At 68.2% G+C, this 15928-nt stretch carries 11 protein-coding genes; 8 read left to right on the top strand and 3 right to left on the bottom strand.

Going from position 1 to position 15928, the window contains the following annotated elements:
- Positions 1-165: 165 nt before the first annotated feature.
- Both HF885_RS01010 and HF885_RS01005 read right to left on the bottom strand, forming a co-directional pair.
- A complete protein-coding gene (locus HF885_RS01010) occupies positions 166-1203 on the bottom strand; it encodes a sensor histidine kinase (protein ID WP_170103118.1) in 1038 nt (345 codons plus the stop codon).
- Between the two features lie 85 nt (positions 1204-1288).
- A complete protein-coding gene (locus tag HF885_RS01005; protein ID WP_328804297.1) occupies positions 1289-1969 on the bottom strand; it encodes a response regulator transcription factor in 681 nt (226 codons plus the stop codon).
- 104 nt (positions 1970-2073) lie between these two features.
- Between HF885_RS01005 and HF885_RS01000 the strand changes: the two genes are divergently transcribed.
- The 6 genes from HF885_RS01000 (at position 2074) to trmB (ending at position 10468) form a co-directional block, all read left to right on the top strand.
- Positions 2074-3078 carry an asparaginase gene (locus HF885_RS01000; protein ID WP_170103117.1) on the top strand — a complete coding sequence of 335 codons (1005 nt, stop codon included), beginning with the start codon at positions 2074-2076 and terminating at the stop codon, positions 3076-3078.
- A 192-nt stretch (positions 3079-3270) separates the two neighbouring features.
- Positions 3271-4938, top strand: coding sequence for a putative manganese-dependent inorganic diphosphatase (locus HF885_RS00995; protein ID WP_170103116.1), 1668 nt, complete (start codon positions 3271-3273; stop codon positions 4936-4938).
- 178 nt (positions 4939-5116) lie between these two features.
- Entirely contained in the window at positions 5117-5746 is a 630-nt protein-coding gene (gene yfbR / locus HF885_RS00990) for a 5'-deoxynucleotidase (RefSeq protein ID WP_170103115.1), read from the top strand.
- A gap of 277 nt (positions 5747-6023) precedes the next feature.
- Positions 6024-7496 carry a radical SAM protein gene (locus HF885_RS00985; RefSeq protein ID WP_170103114.1) on the top strand — a complete coding sequence of 491 codons (1473 nt, stop codon included), beginning with the start codon at positions 6024-6026 and terminating at the stop codon, positions 7494-7496.
- 282 nt (positions 7497-7778) lie between these two features.
- On the top strand, positions 7779-9590 hold the full coding sequence (locus tag HF885_RS00980) for an ABC transporter ATP-binding protein (protein ID WP_170103113.1): 1812 nt from the start codon (positions 7779-7781) through the stop codon (positions 9588-9590).
- A gap of 23 nt (positions 9591-9613) precedes the next feature.
- Positions 9614-10468 carry a tRNA (guanine(46)-N(7))-methyltransferase TrmB gene (gene trmB / locus HF885_RS00975; RefSeq protein ID WP_170103112.1) on the top strand — a complete coding sequence of 285 codons (855 nt, stop codon included), beginning with the start codon at positions 9614-9616 and terminating at the stop codon, positions 10466-10468.
- A 36-nt stretch (positions 10469-10504) separates the two neighbouring features.
- Here trmB and HF885_RS00970 read toward each other — a convergent pair whose 3' ends face one another.
- Positions 10505-12157 (bottom strand): RecQ family ATP-dependent DNA helicase, encoded by a 1653-nt coding sequence (locus tag HF885_RS00970; RefSeq protein ID WP_235927224.1) that lies wholly within the window; start codon positions 12155-12157, stop codon positions 10505-10507.
- A gap of 184 nt (positions 12158-12341) precedes the next feature.
- On the opposite strand from HF885_RS00970, the gene HF885_RS00965 reads away from it, so the two are divergent.
- Both HF885_RS00965 and HF885_RS00960 read left to right on the top strand, forming a co-directional pair.
- Positions 12342-13352, top strand: a complete 1011-nt coding sequence (locus tag HF885_RS00965; protein WP_170103111.1) for an alpha/beta hydrolase fold domain-containing protein — start codon at positions 12342-12344, stop codon at positions 13350-13352.
- A gap of 234 nt (positions 13353-13586) precedes the next feature.
- Positions 13587-15884, top strand: coding sequence for a DUF3825 domain-containing protein (locus tag HF885_RS00960; RefSeq protein WP_170103110.1), 2298 nt, complete (start codon positions 13587-13589; stop codon positions 15882-15884).
- The last annotated feature ends 44 nt before the right edge of the window (positions 15885-15928 follow it).

The following is a 15928-nucleotide window of genomic DNA, read 5'->3' as shown; positions in this document are numbered from 1 at the left end:
GGCCGCGAAGTGTACCCGGCCCGGTACACGTCTGCCGCGAGCTTGCACGGACCCGTGAAACTCGGCCTCGACGTGTACGGGCGTGTCAACTCGGGGCTCATGTGTACCGGCGGCCGGCGGCGCCGGCATGCACCGCGGACGTCAGCCCAGCGTCAGCCCGCCGCGCTACCTGCCCGAGTCCGGAAACTCGATGCTCACGGTGGTGCCGCGGCCGACCCGCGACGCAAGCGTCACGCGAAGCCCCATCTTCTGGCACAGGCTCCGCACCAGGTAGAGGCCTATGCCGGTCGACTTTGCAAAGCGGCGGCCGTTCTGGCCGGTAAAGCCCCTGTCAAACACGCGGTCCACGTCCTCCGCGGGGATGCCGATCCCCTCGTCGGCAACGCTCAGCACCGTGACGCGCGCGTCCGCGTCGCTCAGCCTACGCTCCGCCACAATGCGCAGACGCGCCGGCTCGAGCACGCCGTCCGGCCCCGCGGGCTTGCGGTACTTCGCGGCGTTCACAAGGACCTGCCCAAGCACGAACGTCAGCCACTTCGGGTCGCAGCGGACCTCAAAGTCAAGGTCTCCCAGCTCAGGGGCCATGTGCGCGTCAATCAGCGTCCGAGCGTTCGCCCTCAGGGCGCCGCGCACCAGCTCGCCCAGGTCCACTCTGCGGATGGCGAAGTCGCGGTCGACCGAGGTGCTCCGCGCATAATACAGCGCCTGCTCCGCATATCCCTCTATGCGCACAAGCTCGCGGTCCATGGCGGCCGTCGCGTCGTCGGGATGGTTCTGCGCCACAAGGCGCGCCGCCGCTATGGGGGTCTTCACCTCGTGAATCCACGTCTCCACGTAGTCGCGGTACTCGCGCTGCGCCAAGCGCGCGGCCTCCACCTCGTCCGTCATAGCCTTCGACTCGCGTGCGAGCGCGTCATACATAAGCCGCCCCTCCAGGGTGGTCGGCCTTCCCACCAGCTCGCTGGCCAGGTACTTGCTGTCAAGCGCGTCCAGCGCCTCGCGCAGCCGGCAGAAAAACTCCCGGCGCCGCAGCCAGTCAAGCAGCAGCCCCACGAGGGCGCACGCGCCCACTATGCACGCTACCTCGCCAAACGCCCGCACGTCCACGCCGTGGGCGAGAAGGGCCAGCCCCGATAGCAGCACCCCGGCCGCCAGGCACAGCACTATCGCGAACCTGTCGACAAGATACGACCAGAAGCCCATGCGTCTTGCGCCCCCTCCTTGCCACGTCCACCGCCCACGCCAAACGTCCCGCGCCCGCAGCTCGCGGTCGCACCTCGCGCCGGCGCTACAAGACGAGGTAGCCCAGCCCGCGGCGCGTCTGCACAAAGTCGCGCGCGCCTATGGAGCCAAGCGTCTGGCGCAGGTGGCTCACGTTCACGGTCAGCGTGTTGTCATCCACGAACTCGTCCGTCTGCCACAGCTCCTCCTGGATCCGCTGGCGGCTCACCACCTTGCCGGCGTTGCGCATCAAGAGCGAGAGGATCCTGAGCTCGTTCTTCGTGAGCTCCACGGAGCGCCCGTCCCTCTCCGCCACGCAGCGGTCGCAGTCAAGGCGCACGCCGTCGCGCTCCAGCACGGCAGAGCGGTCGGCGCTCCCGTACGTGCGCTGCAGCAGCCGCGCTATGCGCGCAAGCAGCACGGGCGCGTTGTACGGCTTCGCCACGAAGTCGTCCGCGCCAAAGCTCATGCTCAGCAGCTCGTCCATCTGCCCGTCGCGGCTCGTGACCACGATGATGGGCACGTCGGACTCGCGGCGCACCTCGCGGCACACGTACTGCCCGTCCACGCCCGGCAGGTTCAGGTCCAGAAGCACCAGGTCGGCCCCGGCGGCAAGCACCTGCCCCACCACGTCGTCGAACGCCTCGACGGCGCGTGGCTGGTAGCCGTTGTTGCCCAAAAGCGCCACGAGCTCCTCCCTCAGCTTGGGGTCGTCCTCCACCACAAGCAGCCTGTTGTGCACCTGCACTGCCAGACACCCCCTCCAAGAGCGTCGCCAACGGGTCGAATCAGTGTACCATCATGGGTTGTCGCACGGCCTCGCACGGCCAACGGACGAAAGGCGGGACGCCCTTGAAGAACATACTTGTCATGGCCACGGGAGGCACCATCGCGTCGCTGCCCCAGGAAGACGGCCTCGCTCCCGGCCTCACGGGCGAGGAGCTGGTGGAGCGCGTGCCGCTCATAGACCAGCTCTGTCACATCGACGTGGTGCAACCCATGAACATAGACAGCACCAACATGCGCCCGCGCGACTGGATGCGCATCGCGGACGGCCTTGCCGAAAGCTACGACGACTACGACGGCTTCGTGGTGCTCCACGGCACGGACACCATGGCGTACACGGCGGCCGCCCTCAGCTACCTGCTGCAGGGAGGCTCCAAGCCCATCGTGCTCACGGGCTCCCAGCAGCCCATGGCCGCGCCGTTCACGGACGCGAGGCTCAACCTGTACCAGAGCCTGCTCGTCGCCACCGACGATGCCGCGTGCGACGTGTGCGTCGTGTTCGGCGGCAAGGTCATCGCGGGCACGCGCGCCCACAAGCAGCGCACCATGAGCTACAACGCGTTCGTGAGCATGAACTTCCCCACCCTGGCCTACGTCAGGGGCGACCGCGTGCTCTGGAGCGGCGGGCGCCCGCCAAGGGAAAAGAACGTCCCATGGCGTCGCTTCCGGGCCATGGACGACCGCGTCATCGTGCTGAGGCTGACCCCGGAGTTCAGGCCGCAGATCTTCTCTCTTCTGAAAGACGACTACGACGCCATCATCCTGGAGACCTTCGGCATCGGCGGCATCCCGGACTACGACGACGGGGCGTTCAGGCGCGCGATCTTCGACTGGGTGGACTCCGGCCGCACGCTGGTGCTGACGACGCAGGTGCCGGAAGAGGGGCTCGACCTGGGCGTGTACGAGGTGGGCCGCGCGTACTCCAACCACCCCGGCATCCTGAAGGGGGCGGACATGTCCACGGAGGCGCTCGTCGCCAAGACCATGTGGGCGCTGGGGCAGTCCAAGGACCCGGACCGGGTGCGCGAGCTCTTCGTGCGGCCCGTGAACCACGACCGCGCGGAGCCGTAGCTTCCCGCCCGCGCTCCGCCCGCACCGGCGGCGCCGCCCGCGCCGCCGGCCCCGCGCACGGCGCCGTCTATATGCAGTTGGTGTCCCGTGGCCGATCTTCCCGCCCACGCAGGGAACTTGTGCCATCATGATGAGTCACGCAGTAGGAAATGAACACGGTTTGATGTTCATTTGACGTTAAGGAGTCAAACAATGCCCGAGGCCATCCGCAAGGTCAACGTCATCGGTCACCTGCATCCCGACACAGACAGCATCTGCTCTGCCATCGCGTATGCGTACCTCAAGAACCAGATCAGCGACATCGAGTACGAGCCCCGTCGCGCCGGTGCCATCAACCGCGAGACCGCGTTCGCGCTCAAGACCTTCGGCTTCGAGGAGCCCGAGCTCATCACGAGCGTCGCCCCGCAGATCAAGGACACGCAGATCTCCAAGCAGCGCAGCATCGAGGCGGACACCTCGCTCTTCTCGGCATGGAACCTCATGCGCGACCTCAAGACCAGCACCCTGTGCATCACGGACGAGAAGAACGACCTCCTTGGCCTGATCGCGGTGAAGGACATCGCGAGCGCCAACATGGACATCTTCGACACCGCCATGCTGTCCAACGCCAAGACGCTGTACTCCAACGTGCTCGACACGCTGAAGGGCACCATGGTGCTGGGCGACCCCGCAGACCGCATCTGCCAGGGCAACATCCGCATCGGCACCACGCCCGAGATGATGGAGGGCAACATCGAGAAGGGCGACATCGTCCTGGTGACCAACCGCTACGAGACCCAGCGCTACGCGGTCGAGGCCGGCGCGAGCTGCCTGGTGGTCTGCAACGGCGCCTCCGTGTCCGAAGTGGTGATCGAGGCCGCGAAGGCAAACGGCTGCACCGTGCTCACCACCCCGTACGACACATACTCCGCCGCGCGCCTCATCCCGATGGCGACGCCGGTCTCCGCCGAGATGCTTCCCGAGGACAAGGTCCTGCGCTTCTCGGTCAACACCTCCGTGGATGACGCCCTGAAGGTCATGGCGAACTCGCAGCACCGCTTCTTCCCCGTGATGGACGAGGACGGCCAGTACGTGGGCGTCGTGAGCTCGCCCAACATGATCAACGTGAACAAGAAGCACGTGATCCTGGTGGACCACAACGAGCGCAGCCAGGCGGTGAGCGGCCTGGAGCGCGCCGAGATCATGGAGATCATCGACCACCACCGCATCGGCACGATCGAGACGAGCTCCCCCGCGTACTTCCGCAACGAGCCCGTTGGCTGCACCAACACCATCCTCTTCAGCATCTTCCAGGAGAAGGGCGTCGAGATCCCGCAGAACATCGCGGGCCTCATGCTTTCCGCCATCCTGTCTGACACGCTGGCGTTCCGCTCCCCCACCTGCACGGAGCGCGACAAGTACGCCGGTCGCGAGCTCGCGAAGATCGCGGGGGTCGACATCGACGAGTACGCGGACGCCATGTTCGACGCCGGCGCGGACCTGACGGGCCGCACCGCCGAGGAGGTCTTCAACTCTGACTTCAAGGTCTTCTCGCGCGGGCACGCACGCTTTGGCGTGGGCCAGGGCAGCTTCATGACGGAGTCCAGCCGCAAGGCGGCCGAGGCGCTCGTGGGCCCGTACCTGAAGGAGGGCGCAGCGGCGAACGACATCCCGATGGTGTTCTACATGTTCACGGACGTGAAGACCCAGACGACCGAGATGCTGTACTGGGGCGCCAACACCGACCAGATTGTTGCGCGCACGTTTGGCGTGACCCCGGTCGACGGCATCGCGACGCTGCCCGGCGTCGTGAGCCGCAAGAAGCAGGTCATCCCGCCCCTGATGACGACGCTCCAGGACATGGACGAGGAAGACGAGTAGCGCCCGCCAGCCCAGGCCAGACAAAGGCAGCGCGGCCCTGTAAGGTAGGCGCGACGCATCGCATGGCCACGCACCCAGCCGGCCGGATAGGTCTGATCGACCGTCCGGTCGGCTCTTTGTGTCCATGACCCGCGCTAGACTTGTGCAAGTTCGTCGGACACGACTCGCGGGAGGTCACATGGAGGCAGGCGACGCCACGCTCGAGGAGTCGAGCTTCTTCGCACTCGTATCGAGGATGAAGTACATAGAGCGCTGGGCACTCATGAGGAGCACCCGCCCGGAGAACCTCTCGGAGCACTCGCTCGAGGTCGCGGTGATCGCCCACGCGCTCGCGACCATCGCGAACGTGCGCTACGGGCGTTCGCTCGACGCGGGTAGGGCGGCTCTCATGGGGATGTTCCACGACGCGTCGGAGATCATCACCGGCGACATGCCCACACCCGTCAAGTACGCGAACGGGCAGATCCGCGACGCGTACAAGGACGTGGAGGCCAACGCGGAGCAACGCCTTCTGGACGAGCTGCCACAGGACCTCGCCCCCGCGTACCGTCAGATCCTCTGCCCCGCGGCCAGCGACGCCGCAGACGGGGACGAGGCGTACCTGCGCGGTCTCGTGAAGGCGGCAGACAAGCTGTCCGCCCTGATAAAGTGCCTGGACGAGACCCATGCGGGCAACGCCGAGTTCAGGAGCGCGCAGGCGACGACGCAGGCGTCGGTAGACGCCATGGCTGCGGACCATCCCGAGGTGGCGGACTTCGTGGAGCAGTTCCTTCCGCCTTTTGGCAAGACCCTCGACGAGCTGCTATAGGCGCCTCGGGCGAGAAGGGCCACCAAGCGGGTGCGAGCCAATTCGTGCGTTATTGTACAGATTTGCTCTAATCTGTCTTGTTTTGAACGAATGTGGCCGCGTCAGTTCAATTTTGACCCCGTTTTAAAAAAGAATGGGACTACCTTCCCCAAAAGGCTAGAATCCCACCAATGGGAAGATTGGGGCGCATACGCGCCCCGCTCGAGGCAGCCGCGGCGCCAGGACGACGTACATGCAATCTCGCCCGCGCCACGGCCAGAGAGGTTGGTGGATTCTCATGCAGAACAAGCTGGCGCACGCGGCGGAGCGCAAGGCGTTCTCCGTCGTGCTGGACAAGGCGATCGACGCCGTCCGCGGCGACCATCCCGAGGAGGCGATCGAGAAGTTCCTGGACATGGGACAGAAGATGCTCTCTGGCACCGCGCCCGACATGGCGAAGTCGCTGCGCGAGGCGTTCTACCCCGGCTCCAAGTGGGAGAACATGGTCATCGACATGGCGCGCAGGATCGACCCCAACATCCTGCACACGGCGCTTCTGAACGGCGCGTACGAGGCGGCGTTCCGCGGCCTGCGCGAGACCACGATCTCTGCCCAGAAGAACCAGTGCAACGTGCCCTGGATCATCATCTTCGACCCCACGAGCGCGTGCAACATGCACTGCGTGGGCTGCTGGGCCGCCGACTACTCGAAGTCGCTCAACCTCACGTACGACGAGATGGACTCCCTCGTGAAGCAGGCCAACGACCTTGGCTGCCACTGGTTCTTCATGACCGGCGGCGAGCCCATGGTGCGCTGGAAGGACATCGTGAAGCTGGCCGAGAAGCACAACGACTCGCTCTTCAGCCTCTACACCAACGGCACCCTCATCAACCAGCAGGTCTGCGACGACTGCAAGCGCCTGGGCAACGTGCTGTTCTCCGTGTCGCTCGAGGGCTCGAAGGAGGCGAACGACGGCCGCCGCGGCGAGGGCGACTACGACAAGGTCATGGCCGCGTTCGACCTCATGAAGGCCAACGGCATCCCGTTTGGCGTCTCCACGGCGTACACCCGCGCCAACGTCGAGGCCGTCACCTCTGACGAGTACTACGACATGCTCATCGAGAAGGGCGCGCTCTGGGCCTGGTACTTCCACTACATGCCCGTGGGCGAGGGCGCGAACGCCGACCTCATGCCCACGCTGGAGCAGCGCCAGTACATGATCAAGCGCATCCGCGACGTGCGCGCCTACGACGGCGGCAAGCCCATCATGGTGATGGACTTCCAGAACGACGGCGAGTTCGTGGGCGGCTGCATCGCCGGCGGCCGCGTGTTCTGCCACATCACGGCCCGCGGCGACGTGGAGCCGTGCGTCTTCATCCACTACTCCAACGCGAACATCAAGGAGCAGAGCCTGCTGGAGTGCCTGAAGCAGCCGCTGTTCCAGCAGTACCGCGCCAACTGGCCGTGGAACGACAACATGCTGCGCCCGTGCCCCATGCTCGAGAACCCCGAAGTGCTGCCGAAGATGGTCCACGCCGCGAACGCGAAGTCCACGGAGTACGTCACGCCGGAGAGCGTCGACCACCTGTGCGCCCGCACCGCGGAGTACGCGAAGGCCTGGGCGCCCGTGGGTGACAGGATCTGGCTGGAGGAGCACCCCACCGGCAAGAAGGTCTACGAGGACGACATCTCCATGATGCCCGTCGACCAGAAGGGCAAGATCCTCGAGGAGGAAGACGAGAAGGGCTTCACCGTCACGCTCGACGACTAAGGTCCGCGCGTCCTTCTCGCCCGCGGGCGAGGCTGGCGGCGTTGGCCGCACCGCCCCCTCCACCATGCACCAATTTCACGCACCCGGCGCCCGCAGATGCTGCGGACGCCGGGTCCCTTTTGCGCCGCGCCCTCCCGTGCGCCGCGCCCTTGTGCCCTGATGGGTTATTCGTATGCGTACCTGCGACTCCGCGGGCGTGGGCTATGATGGTTCACCGGCCGCCGCCTGGCGGCCCCACACCCGTCACACCTAGGCGGCCACGCACCGTGGCTTGGAGGAAGCATGCAGGACACCCGCACGGCCAGACAAGACGCACAAGAGCGGAAGGGCGCGGCCAGGCTCTCCACCGCCGCCCTCATGAGGCGCTTTTTGGGCTACTACCAGGGGCAGATGCACCTGTTCGTGGGCGACATCGCGTGCGCCGTCGTGGTCGCGGGCATCGACCTCGCGTTCCCGCAGATCCTGCGCACGCTCACGGGCGGCCTGTTCACCCAGGGGGCGAGCGCCATCCTCGGCGCGCTGGGGTACCTGGCGGCCGGCCTCGTGGCGCTGTACGCCGTGCGCTTTGCGTGCCGCTACTTCGTGGCGTACTGGGGACACGTGATGGGCGCCCGCATGGAGAGCCGCATGCGCGAGGACCTGTTTGACGCCTACCAGCGCATGAGCTTCTCGTTCTTCGACCGCAACAAGTCCGGCGACCTCATGAGCCGCCTGGTGAGCGACCTGTTTGACATCAGCGAGACCGCCCACCACGGCCCGGAGTTCCTGCTCATCGGCGCGGTTGAGATCGTGGGCTCGTTCGTGATCCTGGGGTTCGTGAACGTGCCGCTCACGCTGGTGCTCGCGGCGGTGCTCGCGGTGCTGACCGCGTACAACCTCCGCGCGAACCTGCGCATGAAGGCGATCTTCCGCGAGAACCGCGTGCGCATATCCGGCGTGAACTCGCGCGTGGAGGACAGCCTCGCCGGCATCCGCGTGGTGAAGGGCTTTGCCGCGGAGGACGTTGAGAAGGACAAGTTCCGCACCAGCAACGACGCGTACCTGGACTCCAAGGTGCGGATGTACCGCGCCATGGGCACGTACCAGGCCGGCATCGCCGCGCTCATGGGCGCGCTGTACACCGTGATCGTGTGCCTGGGCGGCTGGCTCATCGCAAGGGGCCAGATGCAGCCGCAGGACCTTGCGACGTTTGCGCTGTACATCACGCTGTTCACCACCCCGATCGACAACATCCTTAACTTCACGGAGACGTTCCAGAAGGCCATCGCGGGATTCCGCCGCTTCGAGGAGATGCTGGTGGCGGAGCCGGACGTCAAGGACGCGCCGGGGGCACGGCCGCTTGCCGTCACCCGTGGCGCCATCAGCTACCGGGGCGTGCACTTCTCGTACGACGAGGGCCCCGAGGTCCTGCACGGGCTCGACCTCACCGTAAGGCCCGGGAGCACGGTGGCGCTCGTGGGCCCGTCCGGCGGCGGCAAGTCCACCATCTGCGCCCTTCTCCCCCGCTTCTATGACGTGCAGGCGGGGTCCGTCTTGATCGACGGGCAGGACGTGCGCGACGTCACCGTGCGCAGCCTGCGCCAGGCCATAGGCATCGTGCAGCAGGACGTGTACCTGTTTGACGGCACGATCGCGGAGAACATCGCGTACGGCCGGCCGGACGCCACCGCGGGCGAGATCCGCGAGGCGGCGCGCAAGGCGAACATCGAGGAGTTCGTGGAGTCGCTTCCCGACGGGTTCGAGACCATGGTGGGCGAGCGCGGCGCGCGCCTTTCCGGCGGGCAGAAGCAGCGCATCGCCATCGCGCGCGTGTTCCTGAAGGACCCGCAGGTGCTCATTCTGGACGAGGCGACCTCCGCGCTTGACAACGAGAGCGAGCGGGCGGTGCAGCGCTCGCTGGCGCGGCTCTCGCACGGACGCACGACCATCGTGATCGCGCACAGGCTCTCGACCATCAAGGGCGCGGACGAGATCGTGACCATCGACCACGGTCGCGTGGCCGAGAAGGGCACGCACGACGAGCTGCTGGCACGCGGCGGGACGTACGCCCGCTACTATCGCATGCAGTTTGGCGACGGGCACGCGCAGGACTGACGGAACGACAGGAAGGCAACCCCATGCACGCCCTTCACGCAAGGCTACCGAAGAACTTCGTCCTCGAGGAGCGGCTCGAGCGCTACGCGGACTCCATAGAGGCGAGCCCCGCCTCCTACGCGGGACGCTGGGCGGAGGCCTGCCACCCGCTTGACGCGGCGACGCCGCACGCGCGCTACGACCGCGTGGTGCTGGACATGGGCTGCGGCAAGGGAGCCTCGACCGTGGAGACGGCCAAGCGCGAGCCGGGCACGCTGTTTGTGGGCGTGGACCTGGAGCCGATCTGCATTGCGTACGCGGCTCAGCGGGCGCAGGAGGCCGGGGCGGCGAACGCGGTGTTTGCGCCCGGCGTGGCCAGCAAGCTGGAGCAGTACTTCTCGCCCGGCGAGCTGAGCCAGGTGATCCTGAACTTCCCCACGCCGTTCCCGCGCAAGAAGGAGGCGTGGCAGCGCCTGACGCACGCGGACAACCTGGTGCGCTACCGGCGCCTGCTGGCCCCGGGCGGCGTGGTGACGCTGAAGACGGACAGCTCCCCGCTGTGGGAGTTCACGCGCGGGCAGCTGGCGCTTGCCGGCTTCCGCACGCTGTGGGAATCCACGGACGCGCGCTCGGAGCGGCCCGACGACCCCATGAGCTGGTACGAGCGCCGGCTGTGCGCGCAGGGGGCGAAGGTCCTGGCCATTGAGGCGACGCCGGACCCCGCGCGCGAGCCCGACCTGGACGCGGACGGCCACGTGCGCCAGACCATGCCGCTGAGCCTTGTGGACTACCTTCCGGACGACCTGGAGCACATGGACTACATTCCCCATGGCATGCAGGGCACCGTCATCAACCTGAGAAACCTTGCCCGCAAGGGGCACTTCGACCGGCATCTGTAGCGCAGGCGCCGCGGGGTTGACCGGGGCGGACGCGCGCTAGGAGCGGGCGATCACCTCCAGGAACGCATCGCCGTAGCGCTCGAGCTTCGTGGTGCCGACGCCCGGCACCTGGAGCAGCGCCTCCCGGTCGCGGGGCTTCCGCCGGACCATGGCCCTCAACGTCGCGTCGTTGAATATCAGGTACGGGGGCACGCCCCTCTCGCCCGCAAGGCGCTTGCGCAGGGCGCGCAGACGCTGGAACAGCTCCTCGTCGCCGTCCGCGGCAACGTAGTCGAGCGCCTCCTCGCGCGCGGAGGCGCGGTGGCGGGAGCGGGTGCGCGCGCCGTCGAGGGCGCCGCCCTCGCCGTCGTAGGCGGCGTGGCCAAACGCGTGCGACGTCGCGGCGGGCGCGAGGTAGCGATCTGGCGAGGCGCCCGTGCAGACGGAGCACGAGCCGCAGCTTTGCGGCAGCGCGGACACGTCCTGCCCAAAGTACGAGAGGATGCGCCGGCGCAGGCACGTGGTACTCTGGGCGTAGTCGATCATGTGGTTGAGAAGGGCGCGGCGCGAGCGCTCGAGGCGCTGCCGCTCTGCGGCGGGCGTGGAATCCGGGAGGTCGTCGCGGTCGATGAGGAATCGGCACGTGCGGATGTCGCCACGGCTCCACAGCAGGTAGCACTCCGCGGGCTCGCCGTCGCGGCCGGCGCGACCCGCCTCCTGGTAGTACTCCTCCAGCGAGAGCGGCAAGCCGCAGTTCACGACGAAGCGCACGTTGGACTTGTCGATCCCCATGCCGAAGGCGTTCGTGGCGACCATCACGCGCGCGTCGTCCATCACGAAGCGGCGCTGGGCCTCCTCGCGGGCGTCCGCCTCGTAGCCGGCGTGGTAGGACACGGCGGCCACGCCGGATTCGCGCAGCGCCTGGGCGAGCTCGTCCACCCTCTTGCGCGTGGTGGCATACACGATGCCGGACTCGTCCGGATGCGCGGCGGCGTAGGCGCACACCCAGCGCACGCGCTCCTTTGGCTTGAGCTCGAAGCTTGCAAAGCTGAGGTTGGGTCGGTCGAAGCCGGTGACCGTGACCTGCGGGTCTTCGAGGCCGATAAGCGACACCACGTCGCGACGCACGCGCTCCGTCGCCGTTGCGGTGAGCGCCACGACGGGCGGGCGCGCGGGGAGGCCCGCCACGAAGTCCGCGATGCCGGTGTATGCGAGGCGGAAGTCCTGTCCCCACTGGCTGACGCAGTGGGCCTCGTCCACGGCGAGGAGCGGCACGCGCACGCGTGCGGCAAACGCGCGGAACGAAGGGTCTGCCAGGCGCTCCGGCGCAACGTACATGAGGTCGTACCAGCCGTCGAGCGCGCGGGCCATGACGATGACCTGCTGGCGCGGCGTGAGGCTTGAGTTGAGGTAGCTGCCGCGGATGCCCGCCTCGCGCAGGCCGCGGACCTGGTCTCCCATGAGCGAGATGAGCGGGGACACCACGATGGTGAGCCCGCGCATGAGTGCGGCCGGCACCTGGTAGCAGACGCTCTTGCCCGCGCCCGTGGGCATGACGGCGAGCGCGTCCCTCCCCGCGAGCACGGCGCGGATGACCTCGGCCTGGCCCGGCCTGAAGCTGGCGTAGCCAAAGTGGCGCGCGAGCGCCGCCTCCGCGTCCGCCATGGTGGGCGCGTCGAACTTGGGAGGCGGATCCTGACGTGATGCCATGTGCTTCTCCCCCCGACCGCTTGCGGAATTTGCCGACACACCACGTTAGCACGGCAGACGCAAGGGCGTGTTGGCAATGCGCAGCTAGGCGCACGCGCGCTGGCGCGCTGGCCGCCGGATGCGCCGACTGCGGCCGCGGCGCGTGGGGTAGACTAGAGAGCATGTATAGAAGATTGGAGCCCGCATGAAGAAGACCACCAAGACCATACTCTCCGTCACCGGGGCCATCGCGGGTGCCGCTGCCGCAGCGGGCGGCTTCGAGCTGTGGTCCCGCTCGAAGTTTGGGCGCTCGGGCGTCGCGACCGCGATGGAGGGCGCGCTGCGCGCCACGGGCTTTCGCAACGTCGTGCTTGGCCAGGACCTTGGACGCTACGACGACTTCATCGAGAAGAGCCGCATTGCCAACGAGCAGGAGTACCACATTCCGTCGTGGCTGCGCCTGAGGTCGCTGGTGTTTGACGAGACGTCCCACGGCATGAAGGTCTACCACGTGGGGACGACCGGCAAGAACGAGCACGCCGTCCTGTACCTGCACGGCGGCGGGTACGTGAGCCAGATCACGCCCGCGCACTGGCGCTTTGTGGACAAGCTGTGCCAGGAGACGGGCGCGGAGATCGTGGTGCCGATCTATCCGCTGGCGCCGGAGCACGACTACGACGAGTCGTACACCCAGCTCACCACCGTGTACAAGAACCTGTGCAAGCGCTACGGCACGGACGCCATCACGCTGATGGGCGACTCCGCCGGCGGCGGCCTTGCGCTGGGCCTGGCGGAGAGCCTGCCGCAGTACAACCTTGAGCAGCCCGCGAACCTGGTGCTCATTAGCCCGGAGCTCGACCTGTCGATGCGCAATCCCAAGATCCGCGACTACTTTGACGCGGACCCGGTGCTTGCCCCGTGGGGCATGGCCCAGATGGGCGACCTGTGGGCCGACGGGGACGAGATAGAGAACTTCCGCCTGAGCCCCATAAACGGCGACGTGAGCGCCCTGCGCAACGTGCTGCTGCTTGCCGGCACGCGCGAGATCTACTATCCCGACTGCGCGGAGCTCGCCCAGAAGCTGATCACCGCGGGCGTGCGGTCCGACATGGTGATCGGCCAGGGCATGAACCACGACTGGCCGCTGCTGCCCATACCGGAGGCACGCAAGGCCCGCAGGCGCATTGCGGAGTGCGTCCTGCGCAAGGTGAACTAGGCACCGGGGCCGGCACGCGACGTGCCGGCCCGCACAATGCCGCACGCTGCCGTCGCTCGCACCGGCGGCGCGGTTTCGTGCGGCACGGGATGGCGCGCACGGCGCCGTGGCCGCCCGCCGGCCGCACGCGCCCGCATGCGACGCCCCAGCACAAACGAACCACCGCACCGCTCAAACACACCAACCGCGCCGGGACCCGCTCCCCCCGCGAAAACCATAGGAAGGTCCGCCACCATGTCCAGAATCACCGCAGGCAACCGCCTGTACCTGTACCGCCTCTTCAAGAACCAGATCGGGACCGGAAGGCAGGAGCGCATACAGCGCTTCGAGGAGGTGCTGGCAGCAGACGACATAGCCCCGGACGACCTTGACTGCAAGGACGTGACGGAGCTGCTGGGCGCCCTGGACGACATGGTGAAGCTGACCGTGTTCAAGAAGGGCCGCACGTACGCGACGCTGCTGGCGAGCCCGGAGCTGGACGCCGCGCTTGCCGCGGCCGAGGCCCCCTCCGCGCAGAAGAAGGCCGTGCAGAACGGCAAGTCCTGGAAGCGCAAGAAGTCGGCAAAGGTGGCAAAGCCCGCAAAGCCCCGCCACAAGAAGCCGAGGCAGGCGCCAAAGGCAGAGCCGGAGCCCGTGGCGAAGGCTGCCGCGCAGCACGCGGAGGAGCCGGCAAGCCCGACGGGCGAGAAGGACGAGGCGCCGCTGCCGCAGCACGCACCCGCTGCCAAGGGCGAGGCGACGCCCGCGGAGGCCTCTCCGACGGAGGCGACGCCCTCCAAGGCGACGCCCGCGACCGCCGCGCCGGACCACGAGGGCATCAGGCTCACGATCACGTACGACCCCACGACCGAGGCGGACGCAGCCGCTGCAACGCCGCAGGCGGAGCCCATGCCAGAGCCCAAGCCGGAAGCCGCGCCGCAGGCGGAGCCCGAGCCGCAGCCCGCCCCCGCCGCGCAGCCGCCCGCGGGCGAGAAGAGCCCGGACGCCGCGGCCGAGGCCGCGCCTGAGCCCAAGGCCGCGCCCGTGGTCGAGGACGCCCCGTCCATCTCGCTCACCATCACCTACGACCCGACGCAGGACGAGGAGCCCGTGCCCGAGGGGTCGCTGCCCGCGGAGGGAAGCTTCTCGTTCGAGGACCAGCGTCCCGCCGTGCCCGCGCGCCCCGTACCGCAGGCGCGCGACGTCGCGACGCAGCCGGAGGGCCCCGCCCTCAGCGCCCAGTCAGACCTGCCGCAGACCATATCGCTCGACGTCCACTGCAAGGACGAGTTCCTGCGCGCGCTGTACCAGATGCTGCCACTTGACGTGGACGTCATGGGCGTGCTGGACGAGGACTGGAGCGTCGCCCGCTCGACGGCGCTTCTGACCGGCACGCGCAGCCGCGTGACCTTCCCCCTGCGCTACCTGCACGAGGACGACGGCACGCCCGTCACCATCACGCTGAAGCGCTCCGCCAAGGCCAGCGCCGGCAAGCGCTGGAGCATCAGCTGCATCGACGGCGACGACGGCACGGGCGCCATGCACGAGCCCGTGGGAATCGAGGGCCTGCCCACGGTGGACGAGGGCGCGTGGAGCGAGCTTTCCGGCCCGGCGCGCGGCACCACCGCCACGAGCCCCATCCGCGAGCTCGCGCGCTTTGCGATGGTGGGCTCGTGGGAGTCCTACCTCGGCGCACTCGCTACCATGGCGGCGCCGGAGCACTGGGACTTCCCCGGCGAGGGCGTCGGCAGGCCCAGCCGCTACGGCATCCTGCGCGAGTACCTGTGCGTCACGTTCCACCGCGCCATGGCGCAGGGCCTGGTGGCACAGGCGGCCGACGGCTCGCTCGCCGCGTTCGACACCGGGCTCTTCACCCCGTTCGGCCAGGACATCTACGCGTGCTTCACGCCCAACAGGGGCGACATCCGCTGGAAGTCCGCCGGGTTCTGCGTCGCGGGCTCCGGCGAGCTGGGCGGCGAGCTCGTGGCGAAGCTCGACCCCCTGCCCCGACCCGTAAGCTACCTGCGCGACCTGGGCGACGTTACGCCGGATACCAGCCGCCTGGCCGTGCTGGACACGGACGCCATCCTCACGCACCGCCTGGGCGTGCTGCCCCGCGCGTTCCTGGAGGACGAGCTGCAGGCGTCGCCAACGGCGCGCGACCTGCTGGCAAAGGCCGTGGCGCAGGAGGGCACCCCCGCGGGCGAGAAGGACCTGGCCCTACTTGCGCGCGCCATCAAGTCCGATCCCGGCCTGTATCGCAGGCTTGGCCGCGCGCTGGACGAGGCGCTCGCCCTCACGCTGTGCCGCGTTCGCGCGAGCTATCGGATCGCGGCGCCCGCGTTCGACCCCACGACGGACTCCGTCAGGCTGCTGCTGCCGCTGTGCCTGGTAAGCGACTCGCAGGCGGACTGCGCGCTCGTGCTTGCGCCGCAGCCCTCTGGCAACTACCAGGGCGTCACCATCATGAGCCTGGACCGCGCCCGCGTGTGCGCCCGCATCATCAGCGCGGAGCAGCCGGCGTGGCTTGGACGCGCTGCCGCGCAACAGTAGCACGCGACGCCCGCAAGAGGCGTCGGGCAAGACAGACGCAGGGG

This window comes from Parafannyhessea umbonata (assembly GCF_012844235.1).
Lineage (GTDB): Bacteria > Actinomycetota > Coriobacteriia > Coriobacteriales > Atopobiaceae > Parafannyhessea.
This window is presented reverse-complemented; position numbering and strand designations above follow the sequence as displayed.

Coding starts and splice junctions, on each gene's coding strand:
- HF885_RS00960 (WP_170103110.1), top strand. CDS start 13,587: ATGTCCAGAATCACCGCAGGCAACCGCCTGTACCTGTACCGCCTCTTC.
- yfbR (WP_170103115.1), top strand. CDS start 5,117: ATGGAGGCAGGCGACGCCACGCTCGAGGAGTCGAGCTTCTTCGCACTC.
- trmB (WP_170103112.1), top strand. CDS start 9,614: ATGCACGCCCTTCACGCAAGGCTACCGAAGAACTTCGTCCTCGAGGAG.
- HF885_RS00995 (WP_170103116.1), top strand. CDS start 3,271: ATGCCCGAGGCCATCCGCAAGGTCAACGTCATCGGTCACCTGCATCCC.
- HF885_RS00985 (WP_170103114.1), top strand. CDS start 6,024: ATGCAGAACAAGCTGGCGCACGCGGCGGAGCGCAAGGCGTTCTCCGTC.
- HF885_RS00980 (WP_170103113.1), top strand. CDS start 7,779: ATGCAGGACACCCGCACGGCCAGACAAGACGCACAAGAGCGGAAGGGC.
- HF885_RS00965 (WP_170103111.1), top strand. CDS start 12,342: ATGAAGAAGACCACCAAGACCATACTCTCCGTCACCGGGGCCATCGCG.
- HF885_RS00970 (WP_235927224.1), bottom strand. CDS start 12,157: ATGGCATCACGTCAGGATCCGCCTCCCAAGTTCGACGCGCCCACCATG.
- HF885_RS01010 (WP_170103118.1), bottom strand. CDS start 1,203: ATGGGCTTCTGGTCGTATCTTGTCGACAGGTTCGCGATAGTGCTGTGC.